The sequence below is a fragment of the Pseudomonas sp. GM50 genome (genome assembly GCF_000282375.1).
Taxonomy (GTDB): Bacteria; Pseudomonadota; Gammaproteobacteria; order Pseudomonadales; family Pseudomonadaceae; genus Aquipseudomonas.
In genome coordinates this window covers 60,762-76,460 of the sequence record NZ_AKJK01000040.1, presented here as the reverse complement: position 1 = coordinate 76,460, position 15,699 = coordinate 60,762, and the positions used below count along the sequence as shown (strand labels likewise).

At 60.1% G+C, this 15,699-nt stretch carries 17 protein-coding genes; all 17 read left to right on the top strand.

All coding sequences use genetic code 11. The features are described from left to right. Positions 1–73 precede the first annotated feature (73 nt). The 17 genes from ccoN (PMI30_RS23630) to hemN all read left to right on the top strand — a co-directional run bounded on the left by ccoN (PMI30_RS23630) (position 74) and on the right by hemN (position 15,586). Complete coding sequence (gene ccoN, locus PMI30_RS23630; RefSeq protein WP_008007054.1) at positions 74–1,498, top strand: cytochrome-c oxidase, cbb3-type subunit I; 1,425 nt, start codon at positions 74–76, stop codon at positions 1,496–1,498. 10 nt (positions 1,499–1,508) lie between these two features. Next, the gene (gene ccoO, locus PMI30_RS23635; RefSeq protein WP_008007052.1) at positions 1,509–2,117 is read left to right on the top strand and encodes a cytochrome-c oxidase, cbb3-type subunit II; all 609 of its coding nucleotides are present in this window, start codon (positions 1,509–1,511) and stop codon (positions 2,115–2,117) included. Positions 2,118–2,120: 3 nt separating this feature from the next. After that, on the top strand, positions 2,121–2,324 hold the full coding sequence (locus PMI30_RS23640) for a cbb3-type cytochrome oxidase subunit 3 (protein WP_007905441.1): 204 nt from the start codon (positions 2,121–2,123) through the stop codon (positions 2,322–2,324). After that, complete coding sequence (gene ccoP, locus PMI30_RS23645) at positions 2,321–3,274, top strand: cytochrome-c oxidase, cbb3-type subunit III (protein WP_008007050.1); 954 nt, start codon at positions 2,321–2,323, stop codon at positions 3,272–3,274. Before PMI30_RS23640 ends, ccoP (PMI30_RS23645) begins: the two co-directional genes overlap by 4 nt. Before the next feature lie 483 nt (positions 3,275–3,757). Further along, positions 3,758–5,200, top strand: coding sequence for a cytochrome-c oxidase, cbb3-type subunit I (gene ccoN, locus PMI30_RS23650; RefSeq protein ID WP_007905436.1), 1,443 nt, complete (start codon positions 3,758–3,760; stop codon positions 5,198–5,200). Then, positions 5,200–5,808 carry a cytochrome-c oxidase, cbb3-type subunit II gene (gene ccoO / locus PMI30_RS23655; RefSeq protein WP_007905434.1) on the top strand — a complete coding sequence of 203 codons (609 nt, stop codon included), beginning with the start codon at positions 5,200–5,202 and terminating at the stop codon, positions 5,806–5,808. Before ccoN (PMI30_RS23650) ends, ccoO (PMI30_RS23655) begins: the two co-directional genes overlap by 1 nt. Before the next feature lie 5 nt (positions 5,809–5,813). Next, the gene (locus PMI30_RS23660; protein WP_003175465.1) at positions 5,814–5,999 is read left to right on the top strand and encodes a CcoQ/FixQ family Cbb3-type cytochrome c oxidase assembly chaperone; all 186 of its coding nucleotides are present in this window, start codon (positions 5,814–5,816) and stop codon (positions 5,997–5,999) included. Continuing rightward, positions 5,996–6,979 (top strand): cytochrome-c oxidase, cbb3-type subunit III, encoded by a 984-nt coding sequence (gene ccoP / locus PMI30_RS23665; protein ID WP_008007047.1) that lies wholly within the window; start codon positions 5,996–5,998, stop codon positions 6,977–6,979. Before PMI30_RS23660 ends, ccoP (PMI30_RS23665) begins: the two co-directional genes overlap by 4 nt. Positions 6,980–7,153: 174 nt before the next feature. After that, positions 7,154–7,402, top strand: a complete 249-nt coding sequence (locus tag PMI30_RS23670) for a hypothetical protein (RefSeq protein WP_008007045.1) — start codon at positions 7,154–7,156, stop codon at positions 7,400–7,402. A 213-nt stretch (positions 7,403–7,615) separates the two neighbouring features. After that, positions 7,616–7,870: a type II toxin-antitoxin system Phd/YefM family antitoxin gene (locus PMI30_RS23675; RefSeq protein ID WP_032835014.1), complete on the top strand. Its 255-nt coding sequence runs from the start codon at positions 7,616–7,618 to the stop codon at positions 7,868–7,870. Beyond that, positions 7,870–8,280, top strand: a complete 411-nt coding sequence (locus tag PMI30_RS23680) for a type II toxin-antitoxin system VapC family toxin (RefSeq protein ID WP_008007043.1) — start codon at positions 7,870–7,872, stop codon at positions 8,278–8,280. Before PMI30_RS23675 ends, PMI30_RS23680 begins: the two co-directional genes overlap by 1 nt. A 205-nt stretch (positions 8,281–8,485) precedes the next feature. Then, positions 8,486–9,901: a cytochrome c oxidase accessory protein CcoG gene (ccoG, locus tag PMI30_RS23685; protein ID WP_008007041.1), complete on the top strand. Its 1,416-nt coding sequence runs from the start codon at positions 8,486–8,488 to the stop codon at positions 9,899–9,901. A gap of 11 nt (positions 9,902–9,912) precedes the next feature. Then, positions 9,913–10,452 carry a FixH family protein gene (locus PMI30_RS23690; protein WP_008007039.1) on the top strand — a complete coding sequence of 180 codons (540 nt, stop codon included), beginning with the start codon at positions 9,913–9,915 and terminating at the stop codon, positions 10,450–10,452. 142 nt (positions 10,453–10,594) lie between these two features. Continuing rightward, complete coding sequence (locus tag PMI30_RS23695) at positions 10,595–13,045, top strand: heavy metal translocating P-type ATPase (RefSeq protein WP_008007038.1); 2,451 nt, start codon at positions 10,595–10,597, stop codon at positions 13,043–13,045. A 22-nt stretch (positions 13,046–13,067) separates the two neighbouring features. Continuing rightward, positions 13,068–13,286 carry a cbb3-type cytochrome oxidase assembly protein CcoS gene (ccoS, locus tag PMI30_RS23700; protein ID WP_007905420.1) on the top strand — a complete coding sequence of 73 codons (219 nt, stop codon included), beginning with the start codon at positions 13,068–13,070 and terminating at the stop codon, positions 13,284–13,286. Next, on the top strand, positions 13,279–13,962 hold the full coding sequence (locus PMI30_RS23705; RefSeq protein ID WP_008007036.1) for a sulfite exporter TauE/SafE family protein: 684 nt from the start codon (positions 13,279–13,281) through the stop codon (positions 13,960–13,962). The genes ccoS and PMI30_RS23705 overlap by 8 nt, the downstream gene beginning before the upstream one ends. A gap of 241 nt (positions 13,963–14,203) precedes the next feature. After that, positions 14,204–15,586, top strand: coding sequence for an oxygen-independent coproporphyrinogen III oxidase (gene hemN, locus PMI30_RS23710; protein WP_008007034.1), 1,383 nt, complete (start codon positions 14,204–14,206; stop codon positions 15,584–15,586). Positions 15,587–15,699: the final 113 nt, after the last annotated feature.

The following is a 15,699-nucleotide window of genomic DNA, read 5'->3' as shown; positions in this document are numbered from 1 at the left end:
CGAAGGGAACGTTGCCTTGCGGCTTACTCGCAAAGGCAGGCCCTCACTTCGGCTGAACCGTGGATGGGGAACCATGAACACTTCTATCAGTACCGCCTACAACTACAAGGTGGTCCGCCAATTCGCCATTATGACGGTGGTGTGGGGCATCGTCGGCATGGGGCTCGGGGTTTTTCTCGCCGCCCAATTGGTCTGGCCTGAACTCAACTTCAACCTGCCGTGGACCAGCTTCGGCCGTCTGCGCCCGCTGCACACTAACGCGGTGATCTTCGCTTTCGGCGGTTGCGCCCTGTTCGCCAGTTCGTTCTATTCGGTACAACGCACCTGCCAGACCCGACTGTTTGCGCCGAAAATCGCCGCGTTCTGTTTCTGGGGCTGGCAACTGGTGATCTTGCTGGCGGCCATCAGCCTGCCGCTGGGTTACACCAGTTCCAAGGAATACGCCGAGCTGGAATGGCCGATCGATATCCTGATCACCATCGTCTGGGTGGCCTACGCCGTGGTGTTCTTCGGCACGATCATGCAGCGCAAGACCAAACACATCTATGTCGGCAACTGGTTCTTCGGTGGCTTCATCATCACCGTGGCGATCCTGCACATCGTCAACAACCTGGAATTGCCAGTGAGTTTCACCAAGTCCTACTCGCTGTACGCCGGTGCGACTGATGCCATGGTGCAGTGGTGGTACGGACACAACGCCGTAGGCTTTTTCCTCACCGCCGGTTTCCTCGGGATGATGTACTACTTCGTGCCGAAACAGGCCGAGCGCCCGGTGTATTCCTATCGCTTGTCGATCGTGCACTTCTGGGCGCTGATCACCCTGTACATCTGGGCCGGTCCGCACCACTTGCACTACACCGCGCTGCCGGACTGGGCGCAATCATTGGGCATGGTGATGTCGCTGATCCTGCTGGCGCCGAGCTGGGGCGGGATGATCAACGGCATGATGACCCTGTCGGGCGCCTGGCATAAGTTGCGCAGCGACCCGATCCTGCGTTTCCTCGTGGTGTCGCTGGCGTTCTACGGCATGTCGACCTTCGAAGGCCCGATGATGGCGATCAAAACGGTCAACGCCCTCTCCCACTACACCGACTGGACCATCGGCCACGTTCACGCCGGCGCGCTCGGCTGGGTGGCGATGATTTCCATCGGTGCGCTGTACCACATGATCCCGAAAGTCTTCGGCCGTGCGCAGATGCACAGCATCGGCCTGATCAACGCGCACTTCTGGCTCGCGACCATCGGCACCGTGCTGTACATCGCGTCCATGTGGGTCAACGGCATTGCCCAAGGCCTGATGTGGCGCGCCGTCAACGAGGACGGAACGCTGACCTATTCCTTCGTTGAAACCCTGGTGGCCAGCCACCCAGGCTTCGTCGTGCGCCTGGTAGGCGGTGCGATCTTCTTCAGCGGCATGTTGCTGATGGCCTACAACACCTGGCGCACCGTGCGGGCCTCGCAGCCTGCCGAAGCCGCCGCTGCCGCGCAGATCGCCTGAGGAGGCCGCCATGAAACACGAAACAATCGAGAAAAACGTCGGCCTGCTGATGTTGCTGATGGTGCTCGCCGTGAGCATCGGTGGCCTGACCCAGATCGTCCCGCTGTTCTTTCAGGACGTGACCAATAAACCGGTGGAAGGCATGAAGCCCTACACCGCGTTGCAACTGGAAGGTCGTGACATTTACATCCGCGAAGGCTGCGTCGGTTGCCACTCGCAAATGATCCGCCCGTTCCGCGCCGAGACCGAGCGCTACGGGCACTACTCGGTGGCCGGTGAAAGCGTCTGGGATCACCCGTTCCTGTGGGGCTCCAAGCGCACCGGGCCGGACCTGGCACGCGTTGGCGGTCGCTACTCCGAAGACTGGCACCGCGCGCACTTGTACAACCCGCGCAACGTGGTGCCGGAATCGAAGATGCCGGCCTATCCATGGCTGGTGGCCAATCAGGTCGACAGCAGCCACACCGAAACCAAGATCCGCGCCATGCGCACCCTCGGTGTGCCGTACACCGACGAAGACATCGCAGGCTCAGTCGCCTCGCTCCAGGGCAAGACCGAAATGGACGCGCTGGTCGCTTACCTGCAAGTGCTTGGCACATCCATCAAGAGCAAGAGGTGAGCCATGGTCGTTGAAATGAGCAGTGGAATGATCCGCGGCCTGGGCACGGTCGTGGTGTTCGTGGCCTTCGTCGGCCTGACCCTGTGGGTGTTCAACAGCAAGCGCAACCCGGAATTCGCCGAAGCGCGCCTGCTGCCGTTCGCCGACGAGCCGCAATCCGAAAACAGCACCCAACAAGAATCCGCCACAAGGAGTACCCGGTCATGACCACCTTCTGGAGTACGTGGATCTGCGTACTGACCATCGGCAGCCTGATCGGCCTGACCTGGCTGCTGATTGGTACGCGCCGAGGGGAAACCAAGGGCAGCACCGACCAGACCATGGGCCACAGCTTCGACGGCATCGAGGAATACGACAACCCGCTGCCGCAGTGGTGGTTCATGCTGTTCGCCGGCACGTTGGTGTTTGCCGTCGGCTACCTGATCCTTTACCCGGGCCTGGGCAACTGGAAAGGCATCTTGCCCGGTTATGAGGACGGCTGGACCGGTGTCCACGAATGGGAAAAGGAGATGAACAAGGCTGACGCGAAGTTCGGGCCGATCTTCGCCAAATTTGCTGCCATGCCGGTCGAAGAAGTGGCCAAGGACCCGCAAGCGCTGAAAATGGGCGGCCGTCTGTTTGCGTCCAATTGCTCGGTGTGCCACGGCTCGGATGCCAAGGGCGCGTTCGGCTTCCCTAACCTGGCCGACAGCAATTGGCGCTGGGGCGGCGATGCCGAAATGATCAAAACGACAATCATGGGCGGTCGCATGGCTGCAATGCCGGCCTGGGGAGAAATCCTCGGCGACGCCGGCGTGAAGAACGTCGCCGCCTATGTGCGTCATGAACTGGCCGGCCTGCCTTTGCCTGCCGACAACGGTGCCGACCTGCATGCCGGACAGCAGGCGTTCAGCGCTATGTGCGTAGCCTGTCATGGAGCAAACGGCCAGGGCACTGAAGCCATGGGAGCGCCGAACCTGACGCAACCGGCTGGATTCATCTACGGTACAAGCCTGGCGCAACTGCAACAAACCATTCGACATGGCCGCCAGGGCCATATGCCGGCGCAGAATGAACTGCTCGGCAACGATAAAGTGCAATTGTTGGCCGCTTATGTGTACAGCCTGTCCCACGGCTTGAATACAGAGCGTTTGCAGGCTGAAGGCAAAAACGAATAATTCTCGACCGCTCTGCTGCCGCATTCTTCCGGATGCGGCAGTTCCCTGCCCCTTTGCGACGCATTGTCGCACCCTTCCTTGGTCTTCCTTTCGGTTCGCCGGATTCGGGTCTAAGCTTCCCTGCGATGCGGACTGGCCAGCGCCGGTTCCAGGTCGATTCAACCCGATGTGTTCGACGAGTTTGCTCGATGACAGGCCGCAAAGGCTGGTAGACACCGGCTATCGTCCCCATTGCCCTCTGTTACCCGATCGTCGTGATTGAACATACCCCGTTACAACTGACCTGAACCCCTCGCCTCTTTGATCCGTTGCGACATTTTGTCCGAGGGCAATTTTGTCCTTACGCGGCGCATGGAAAGGCCGCAGAATCAGCTTTTGAAAGCATTGACCTACGTCATGGCGCGTTGCAATGACCCCCCGCTTTCTACATACTTGCGGCCGATTTTTACTCCTAATAAAACACCCAAACCGTGGAACCTTAGAATGAGCACAGCAATCAGTCCGACTGCTTATAACTATAAGGTAGTCCGCCAGTTCGCCATCATGACGGTGGTCTGGGGGATCCTTGGCATGGGGCTCGGTGTCTTCATCGCCTCGCAACTGGTCTGGCCGGAGTTGAACTTCGGTCTGGCATGGACGAGCTTTGGACGCCTGCGCCCGCTGCACACCAACCTGGTGATTTTCGCCTTCGGTGGTTGTGCTCTGTTTGCCACTTCCTATTATGTCGTGCAGCGAACCTGCCAAACGCGACTGATTTCCGACAGCCTCGCGGCCTTCACCTTCTGGGGTTGGCAAGCGGTGATCGTCGGCGCGATCGTTACCTTGCCGATGGGTTTCACGACCACCAAGGAATACGCGGAACTGGAATGGCCCCTGGCTATTCTGCTGGCCATCGTCTGGGTCACCTACGGTCTGGTGTTCTTCGGCACCATCGTCAAGCGCAAGACCAAGCACATCTATGTCGGTAACTGGTTCTACGGTGCCTTCATCGTCGTGACCGCGATGCTGCACATCGTCAACCACGCGTCCCTGCCGGTCAGTTTCTTCAAGTCCTACTCGGCTTACTCGGGTGCGACCGATGCGATGATCCAGTGGTGGTACGGCCACAACGCGGTAGGTTTCTTCCTGACCACCGGCTTCCTGGGGATGATGTACTACTTCGTTCCGAAGCAGGCCGAGCGTCCGATCTACTCCTATCGTCTGTCGATCGTGCACTTCTGGGCGCTGATCACCCTGTACATCTGGGCCGGTCCGCACCACCTGCACTACACCGCATTGCCGGACTGGGCTCAGTCCCTGGGCATGGCGATGTCGATCATCCTGCTGGCACCCAGCTGGGGCGGCATGATCAACGGCATGATGACCCTGTCGGGCGCCTGGCATAAGCTGCGCACCGACCCGATCCTGCGTTTCCTCGTGGTATCGCTGGCGTTCTACGGCATGTCGACCTTCGAAGGCCCGATGATGGCCATCAAGACCGTCAACTCGCTGTCGCACTACACCGACTGGACCATCGGCCACGTACACGCCGGCGCGTTGGGCTGGGTAGCGATGATTTCGATCGGCGCGATCTACCACATGATCCCGAAACTGTTCGGTCGTACGCAGATGCACAGCATCGGCCTGATCAACACGCACTTCTGGCTCGCGACCATCGGTACTGTGCTGTACATCGCCTCGATGTGGGTCAACGGCATCACCCAGGGTCTGATGTGGCGTGCAATCAACGACGACGGCACCCTCACCTACTCGTTCGTTGAAGCGCTGCAAGCCAGCCACCCGGGTTTCATCGTTCGCGCCCTGGGCGGTGCGTTCTTCGCCAGCGGCATGCTGTTCATGGCCTACAACGTATGGCGTACCGTACGTGCCTCGAACCCGGCTGAAGCCAAAGCTGCTGAACAGATTGCTGTAGTTGGAGCTCACTGATGAAGCATGAAGCAGTCGAGAAGAATATTGGCCTGCTGGCCTTCTTCATGGTTATCGCCGTCAGCGTCGGCGGCCTGACTCAAATCGTTCCGCTGTTTTTCCAGGACGTCACCAACAAGCCGGTCGAAGGCATGAAGCCTCGCACCGCCCTTGAGCTGGAAGGCCGCGACGTGTACATCGCCAACGGTTGTGTCGGCTGCCACTCGCAGATGATCCGCCCGTTCCGTGCTGAAACCGAACGTTACGGCCACTACTCGGTCGCCGGTGAAAGCGTTTGGGACCACCCGTTCCTGTGGGGTTCCAAGCGTACCGGTCCGGACCTGGCCCGTGTCGGCGGTCGTTACTCCGATGACTGGCAGCGTGCGCACTTGTACAACCCGCGCAACGTAGTGCCTGAGTCGAAAATGCCGGCCTATCCGTTCCTCGTGGAAAACAAGCTCGACGGCAAAGACACCGCCAAAAAAATGGAAGTCTTGCGCACGCTCGGCGTCCCTTACACCGACGAAGACATCGCCGGCGCCAAGGATGCTGTGAAGGGCAAAACCGAAATGGACGCGCTGGTGGCCTATCTGCAAGGCCTGGGCACCATCATCAAAAGCAAACGGTGATTTAGATGGATATCGGGATGATTCGTGGCCTGGGCACCGTTGTTGTGATGGTGGCCTTCATCGGTCTGGCGCTGTGGGTGTTCAGCCCCAAGCGCAAGTCGGAGTTTGAAGACGCGACCTTGCTGCCTTTCGCGGATGATCCCGAAGCCATCAAGCACGTCGAGCAAGCTTCTAGGAGTAACAAAGAATGACTACGTTCTGGAGTCTGTACGTCACAGTCCTCAGTCTCGGCACCATCTTCGCCCTGACCTGGCTGCTGCTGTCCACCCGCAAGGGCCAGCGCAGCGAATCCACCGATGAAACGGTCGGCCACTCCTTCGACGGGATCGAGGAGTATGACAACCCACTGCCGAAATGGTGGTTCATGCTGTTCGTGGGCACCATCATCTTCGCCCTCGGCTATCTGGTGCTGTACCCGGGCCTGGGTAACTGGAAAGGCCTGCTGCCAGGTTACAACTACCTCGATAACGAGAAGCAGACCGCGTTCGCCAACGGCCAGACTGGCTGGACCGGCGTTCACGAATGGGAAAAGGAAATGCTCAGGTCGGACGCCAAGTTCGGCCCGATCTTCGCCAAGTTTGCTTCCATGCCGATCGAAGAAGTCGCCAAAGACCCACAAGCCCTGAAGATGGGTGGCCGCCTGTTCGCCTCCAACTGCTCGGTCTGCCACGGTTCCGACGCCAAAGGCGCCTACGGCTTCCCTAACCTGACCGACGCCGACTGGCGCTGGGGTGGTGATGCGCAAACCATCAAGACCACCATCATGGGCGGTCGTCACGCCGTGATGCCGGCCTGGGCTGCGGTTATCGGCGAACAAGGTGTCAGCGATGTTGCCGCTTACGTGCTGACCAACCTCGATGGCCGCAAGCTGCCGGAAGGCGCCAAGGCTGACCCGGTTGCCGGCCAGAAACTGTTCGCTGCCAACTGCGTGGCATGCCACGGTCCGGCAGGCAAAGGTACGCCAGCGATGGGCGCACCTGACCTGACCCACCCGGCGGCGTTCATCTACGGATCGAGCTTCGCTCAACTGCAGCAGACCATCCGTTACGGCCGTCAGGGCCAGATGCCTGCGCAAGAACAGCTGCAAGGCAACGACAAGGTTCACCTGCTGGCCGCTTACGTCTACAGCCTGTCTCACGGTGAGAAGGCAGCGGACGCGAACGCCCAGTAAGGCAAACGCCTGATACAAAAAAGCCCCGCCAATGAAAATTGGCGGGGCTTTTTTGTATCAGCAATGTGCTCATAACTTGAGACAAATGCTTAATAGACTCGAATTTCAGTGCCCTGTAGCGTTCATTCCCTCCCTGACGACCAACGTCAGGGCCAACTTTCATGGAAGAACCACATGTCAAAGAATGACGACAACAGCATGCCACTTCATCAGCCCTCCCCCAGCCTGCATGACGACATTGAACCAGCGCTTCAGGACGCTGCAGACGTTAAACCTGAAGATTCAGCGACAGGTCCAGGCGCGCAAAATACCCGAATCAGGTCTTTCGCCGACATAACTGACCTGGAAGACGCAGATGGCGTGGATAGAAAACGTGATACCGGCAGTGGACTGGATAGCCTGGGAGGCGGCAGGCTGCCCTGATTCCCGGCACAGCCCATCAAACATTTACTGACGCTACAAAAACGGCCTCTCATCTGAGAGGGGCCGTTTGCATTCGAGCCGGCGGGGTTAAAGGTCGCGATCTCCGAAGCGGGTGATCAGGCAAGGCTGGGTTGAGCACAATAATTTCAACTTGCTGGATCACGAGCTTGGTAGTAACGTTTCTACATCGGCATTTTCAGGAGCCCACGCATGATGGCCATCACTACCATTTCCAGCCGTGAATTCAACCAGGACACAAGTAGTGCCAAAAAAGCCACGCGTAATGGGCCGGTTATCATCACCGACCGTGGCAAGCCTGCACACGTACTGCTAAGCATTGAGGAGTACCAAAAATTGACTGGCATAAACGCAAACATCGTCGACCTGTTGGTGATGCCAGAAGCGGCAGACATCGAATTCGAAACCGAGCGTACCGTGATCATTCATCGACCCGTGGATCTGTCCTGATGTTCTTACTCGACACCAACGTGATTTCTGAACTGCGCAAACCCCAGGCTGATGCGAATGTCGTCGCATGGGCCAAAAGTGTCATCGCGCCACGCCTGTTTATTTCGGCCATTACCTTGAAGGAACTGGAGACAGGGGTTCTTCGAATGGAGCGTCGTGATCCTGTTCAGGGGAAGGTATTGCGCACCTGGCTGAAGCGCCACGTTATACCGGCCTTCGATGCCAGAATCTTGCCGGTCGATGCCGCCGTGGCACTACGCTGTGCCAGCTTGCATGTTCCGGATCTTGCCAATGAAAGCGACGCCCTGATCGCGGCGACTGCATTGGTTCATGGCCTTACGGTGGTCACCCGAAACATCAGCGATTTTCAATCCAGCGGTGTTGCACTGGTCAATCCGTGGGACGAATGAGTTCGCCGCCCTGCAAAACCGTCCATAATTCACAAGTCAATTGATTCAAGTCATTACACCATCAATTGATTTCCCCCAACGCGACCAAAGGTCGCACCCTTGCGCTAGAGCTACAGGCGTATCATTGCGCCACTGCAACACCTCTTTTTGACCGCGGTCGGCACGTACTGACCGGGGCATTTTTCCACTGCCGTGGGATGCAATGATGAGCAATCAGATTCCGGTACACGACGTTACTCCGCCTGCCAAGAACGCGAACAACAGCGTCGACCTCTATGCCTCTCGAGAAAAGATCTACACCCGAGCCTTCACCGGCCTGTTTCGCAACCTGCGGATGATCGGCGGTGCCGGACTGTTTCTGCTGTATTTCGGCACGGTATGGCTGAACTGGGGCGGTCATCAGGCCGTCTGGTGGAACCTGCCGGAGCGTAAATTCTTCATTTTTGGCGCGACCTTCTGGCCTCAGGATTTCATCCTGCTCTCGGGCATTTTGATCGTCAGTGCCTTTGGACTGTTCTTCATCACCGTGTATGCCGGTCGGATCTGGTGCGGCTACACCTGCCCGCAAAGCGTCTGGACCTGGATCTTCATGTGGTGCGAAAAAGTCACCGAAGGCGACCGCAACCAACGCATCAAGCTCGACAAGGCGTCGATGAGCGCCAACAAGTTCCTGCGCAAATTCAGCAAGCACACGATGTGGCTGCTGATCGGTTTCGTGACCGGCATGACCTTCGTCGGTTACTTCTCGCCGATTCGCGAACTGGTGCTCGATTTCTTCACGGGCCAGGCCGATGGCTGGTCGTATTTCTGGGTCGGTTTCTTCACCCTCGCCACTTACGGCAACGCCGGCTGGTTGCGTGAGCAGGTGTGCATTTACATGTGCCCTTACGCACGCTTCCAGAGCGTGATGTTCGACAAGGACACGCTGATCGTCTCCTACGACCCGCGCCGTGGCGAAAGCCGTGGCCCGCGCAAGAAAGGCATCGACTACAAGGCTCAGGGCCTGGGCGATTGCATCGACTGCACCATGTGCGTCCAGGTCTGCCCCACCGGGATCGACATTCGCGACGGCCTGCAAGTCGAATGCATCGGCTGCGCGGCATGCATCGACGCCTGCGACAGCATCATGGACAAGATGGATTACCCGCGCGGCCTGATCAGCTACACCACCGAGCACAACCTGTCGGGGCAAAAAACCCATAAACTGCGTCCGCGCCTGATCGGCTATGCCACGGTACTGCTGGCGATGATCGCGTTGCTGATGACCGCGTTCTTCATGCGTTCGCTGGTCGGTTTCGATGTCAGCAAAGACCGCGTGCTGTACCGCGAGAACGCCGAAGGCCGGATCGAAAACGTCTACAGCCTGAAGATCATGAACAAGGACCAGCGCGACCACACGTACTTGCTGGAAGCCACCGGCCTGCCGGACCTCAAGTTGCAAGGCAAGCGCGAGATCAAAGTCGCCGCCGGGGAAATTTTCAGTCAGCCGGTCGAACTGTCCAGCGCACCGGAACAACTGCCGTCGAGCACCAACGAGGTGAAATTCATCCTCAAGGATGCCGATGACGCCAACGTCCACGTTGAAGCCAAGAGCCGATTCATCGGCCCACAAATTCGTTGAGAGAAGTGATCATGCCCGCAGCAACTGCCGCAAGTCCCTGGTACAAGCACCTTTGGCCGTGGATCATCATCGCCATCCTGGCTTGTTCGGTGACCTTGACCCTGTCGATGGTGACCATCGCGGTGAACAACCCCGACAACCTGGTCAACGACAACTATTACGAGGCTGGCAAGGGCATCAACCGTTCACTGGACCGCGAACTGCTGGCCCAGACCCTGCAACTGCGAGCCAGTGTGCATCTGGATGACGTGACCGGCGAAGTCGACCTGCGCCTGAGCGGCAACAGCACGCCTGCAACCCTTGAGCTGAACCTGATTTCGCCAACCCAACCAGAGAAGGATCGCAAGATCACCCTGGCCCGCAGCGAAACCGAACAGGGCCGCTACATCGGCCAGTTGAGCGACAAGATCGAAGGTCGTCGCTTTGTCGAATTGCTGGGCGTGCAGGATGACAAGATCTGGCGCATGTTCGAAGAAGAACAGGTCAGCCATGCCAAGGATCTGCTGCTGGGCGATGAGCCGCTGCAAGGCGCGGAAGACCTGAAAAAATAAAAACCTGCGCTTCGCGCATCGCGAGCAGGCTCGCTCCCACAGTGGATCTGCGGCGCACATGAATCTTGTGCACGACATCGATCAAATGTGGGAGCGAGCCTGCTCGCGATGAGGCCCTCCCGGACGATATAGATTCCAGCTCATGAGTACTCCAACCCCCTGCTACCACTGCGCCCTGCCCGTCCCGGCCGGTAGCCGCTTCACGGCCGCCGTCCTCGGGGATACCCGAGAGTTCTGCTGCCCGGGTTGCCAGGCAGTGGCCGAGGCCATCGTGGCCGGCGGGCTGGAAAGCTATTACCAGCATCGCAGCGAAGCCTCGGCCAACCCCGAAGCTTTGCCGGTACAGTTGGTGGATGAGCTGGCGCTCTACGACCGCGCCGACGTGCAGCAACCCTTTGTCCGCCACGAAGGCGAACTCGCCGAAACCACCCTGCTGATGGAAGGCATCAGTTGCGCCGCCTGCGGCTGGCTGATCGAGAAACACCTGCGCGCCTTGCCAGCGGTGGCCGAAGCACGCCTGAACCTGTCCAACCATCGCCTGCATGTGCGCTGGGCCGACGCGCAATTACCACTGAGCCAGGTGCTCAGCGAATTGCGCCACATCGGTTACGCCGCCCACCCCTATCAGGCCGACCGCGCCAGTGAACAACTGGCCAGCGAAAACCGTCTGGCGCTGCGTCAACTCGGTGTCGCCGGGCTGCTGTGGTTCCAGGCGATGATGGCAACGATGGCCACCTGGCCGGAATTCAACATTGACCTCAGCCCCGAGCTGCACACCATCCTGCGCTGGGTCGCGCTGTTTCTGACCACGCCGATCGTGTTTTACAGCTGCGCGCCGTTTTTCAAAGGGGCGATGCGCGATCTGCGCACCCGTCACCTGACCATGGACGTCTCGGTGTCGCTGGCGATCGGCAGTGCCTATATCGCCGGGATCTGGACCTCGATCACCGGGGTTGGCGAACTGTATTTCGATGCGGTGGGGATGTTCGCGCTGTTCCTGCTGGCCGGGCGTTATCTGGAACGTCGTGCCCGGGAGCGCACCGCCGCCGCGACCGCTCAGCTGGTCAATCTGTTGCCCGCCTCCTGCCTGCGGCTGAGCGCCGACGGCCAGAGCGAACGGATTCTGCTCAGCGAGTTACGCGTAGGCGATCAGGTGCTGGTGCATCCCGGTGCGATCCTGCCGGCCGATGGCAAAATCCTTGATGGTCAGTCGAGCATCGACGAATCCCTGCTGACCGGCGAATACCTGCCACAACCACGGACCCCGGGCGATGCCGTCACCGCCGGCACCTTGAACGTTGAAGGTGCGCTGACCGTGGAAGTCCTGGCGCTGGGCCAGGACACACGACTGTCGGCCATCGTCCGCCTGCTGGATCGCGCCCAGGCCGAAAAGCCACGACTGGCGGAAATCGCCGACCGCGCCGCCCAATGGTTTTTGCTGTTGTCGCTCATCGCGGTGGCTGCCATTGGCCTGCTGTGGTGGGAACTGGATTCTTCGCGAGCGTTCTGGATCGTCCTGGCGATGCTGGTTGCCACGTGCCCGTGCGCCTTGTCGCTGGCCACGCCAACCGCCCTGACCGCCGCCACCGGCACGCTGCACAAGCTCGGTCTTTTGTTGACCCGCGGCCATGTGCTGGAAGGCCTGAACCAGATCGACACGGTGATTTTCGACAAGACCGGCACCCTCACTGAAGGTCGCCTGGTCTTGCGTTCGATCCGGCCTCTTGGGGCTCTGACCAGCGATCAATGCCTGAGCCTCGCCGCCGCCCTGGAAAACCGCTCCGAGCACCCGATTGCCCGGGCTTTTGGTCGCGCACCGCTGGCCGCCGAAGAAGTCCACAGCACGCCGGGCCTGGGCCTGGAGGGGGTGGTCGGCGCCCAACGCCTGCGCATTGGCCAACCGGGGTTTGTCTGCGAACTCAGCGGCACTCAAACGCCAGTAATGCCCGGTGAGCCCGGCCAATGGCTGTTGCTCGGCGACAGCCAAGGGCCGCTGGCGTGGTTCGTGCTCGACGACCGGCTGCGCAGCGATGCGTCCGCCCTGCTGGCGGCCTGCAAGGCTCGCGGTTGGCGCACCTTGCTGCTGTCCGGCGACAGCTCGCCGATGGTCGCCAGCGTCGCTGCCGAATTGGGCATCGACGAGGCCCGTGGCGGTTTGCGTCCGGACGATAAATTGCAGGTGCTGCAACAACTGCACAAGGAAGGCCGCAAGGTGTTGATGCTCGGTGACGGGGTCAACGATGTGCCGGTGCTGGCCGCCGCCGACATCAGCGTGGCGATGGGTTCGGCCACCGATCTGGCGAAAACCAGTGCCGACGCGGTGCTGCTGTCGAACCGCCTCGACGCCCTGGTGCAAGCCTTCAGCCTGGCCCGTCGCACCCGTCGGGTCATCATCGAGAACTTGCTGTGGGCGGCGCTGTACAATGGCCTCATGTTGCCGTTCGCCGCCCTCGGCTGGATCACTCCGGTATGGGCGGCGGTTGGCATGTCGATCAGTTCGTTGACCGTGGTGCTCAATGCCCTGCGCCTGACTCGTATGCCGAGCTCGCAGCCTGCGAGCACCACGCCAGAAACCCGCCCGCTGCCGGCCTGAGCCGCGCGGGCATGGAGTCCAGATGCCAGCTCTCTACGTGATGATCCCGGCCGCGCTGCTGATCGTGGCCATCGCTATCTATATCTTCTTCTGGGCGGTCGACAGCGGCCAGTACGACGACCTCGACGGCCCGGCCCACAGCATCCTGTTCGACGATCAGGACCCGAACCACAAGGCAGCGGTCGACGAGGCCAGCGGCCATCCGGCCAAACCGGACGACAAGGCGCCGCCCCATGCTTGAGTTGGCGCCACTGCTGGTGTCTGCGCTGATCCTCGGCCTGCTCGGTGGCGGGCATTGCCTGGGCATGTGCGGCGGATTGATGGGCGCGCTGACCCTGGCGATCCCCAAGGAACAACGCAGCCGACGCTTTCGATTGTTGCTGGCTTACAACCTGGGGCGAATTCTCAGCTACGCCGCTGCCGGCCTGCTGATCGGCCTGGCCGGCTGGGCCGTGGCCAATAGCCCGGCGGCGATGTTTATGCGCATCCTCGCCGGGCTTCTGCTGATCGCCATGGGCCTGTACCTGGCCGGCTGGTGGAGCGGCCTGACCCGCATCGAAAGCCTCGGCCGTGGCCTGTGGCGGCATATCCAGCCGGTGGCCAACAAACTGTTGCCAGTGTCGAACCTGCCCCGCGCCCTGCTGCTCGGCGCACTGTGGGGCTGGCTACCGTGCGGGCTGGTTTACAGCACGTTGCTGTGGTCGGCGAGCCAGGGTAATGCACTGGACAGTGCATTGCTGATGCTGGCATTCGGTTTAGGCACCTGGCCGGTGCTGCTCGCCACAGGGCTGGCAGCCGAGCGAGTCACGGCGTTGTTGCGCAAACGCAGCGTACGCATGACCGGTGGCTTGCTGGTGATGGTATTCGGCATCTGGACCATGCCGGGGCCGCATCAGCATTGGCTGATGGGGCATTAGACCTGTGGCGAGGGGGCTTGCCCCCGTTGGGTTGCGAAGCGACCCCAAAAACACTGCACCGCACCTTTTTAGAACGACCGTGTCCCCCGACTCTACGACTGCTTCGCAGCCGAACGGGGGCAAGCCCCCTCGCCACAAAAGCTATCGCTGTCGCCAATCACTGTTGATGCAAATCAAGATGCCTTTGCGCACTTCTCCCTAGACTCGCCCACACTGCCAGCCTATCCGGGGGAATGCCCGCATGCTCGACGCCATTCGTTGGGACACAGATCTGATCCGCCGTTATGACCTGGCGGGACCGCGCTATACCTCGTACCCGACCGCCGTGCAATTCGACAGCCAGGTCGGCACCTTCGACCTGTTTCATGCCCTTCGCGACAGCCGCAAGGCCCTGCGGCCGCTGTCGCTGTATGTGCACGTGCCGTTCTGCGCGAACATTTGCTACTACTGCGCCTGCAACAAAGTCATCACCAAGGACCGTGGCCGCGCCCTGCCCTATTTGCGGCGCCTGGAACAGGAAATCCAGCTGATTGCCTGCCACCTCGACCCGACGCAAAAAGTCGAGCAACTGCATTTCGGCGGCGGCACACCGACCTTTCTCAGCCACGACGAACTGCGCCAGTTGATGGCTCAGCTGCGCAAACATTTCAATCTGCTGGACGACGATTCCGGCGACTACGGCATCGAGATAGACCCTCGCGAGGCCGACTGGTCGACCATGGGCCTGCTTCGGGAGTTGGGCTTCAACCGGGTCAGTATCGGCCTGCAAGACCTCGACCCGGCGGTACAACGTGCGGTCAATCGCCTGCAAAGCCTGGAAGAAACCCGTGCGGTTATCGATGCCGCCCGAACCCTGCAATTTCGCTCGATCAACATCGATCTGATCTACGGCCTGCCGAAGCAGACGCCCGAGAACTTCGCCCGCACCGTCGACGAAGTCATCAGCCTGCAACCGGACCGGCTCTCGGTGTTCAACTACGCCCATCTGCCGGAACGCTTCATGCCGCAACGACGGATCAACGACAACGATCTACCGGCACCGGCACAGAAGCTGGAAATGCTCCAGCGCACCATCGAACAACTGACGGCCGCCGGTTACCGCTACATCGGCATGGACCATTTCGCCCTGCCCGATGATGAATTGGCGATTGCTCAGGAAGAATCGACCCTGCAACGTAACTTCCAGGGCTACACCACCCACGGTCATTGCGATTTGATCGGCCTGGGGGTATCGGCCATCAGCCAGATCGGCGATTTGTACTGCCAGAACAGCAGCGACCTGAACCAGTACCAGAATGCGCTGGCCAGCGCACAGCTGGCCACCAGTCGCGGGCTGCTGTGCAACACCGATGACCACCTGCGAGGTGCGGTCATCCAGCAACTGATCTGCCATTTCAGCCTGGAATTCGCCCGGATCGAACAAGCTTTCAACATCGACTTTCAGGGTTACTTCGGCGAACTCTGGCCACAGTTGCAGGGAATGGCGGACGACGGACTGATCGAACTTGATAACGAACGGATTACCGTACTGCCCGCCGGACGATTACTGGTGCGTTCGGTGTGCATGGTGTTCGACGCGTACCTGGAACAGCAAAATCGCCAGCGTTTTTCACGGGTTATCTAGCCATCAGCTCATGGCCAGTCTGCGAAACGCTGATTTTACGACCCTGCGACAAAATCGCCGCGTGCCTGAATGTCCTCCCGTGGGTTACCCTTACGTCTTATGTGTGTTTTCCC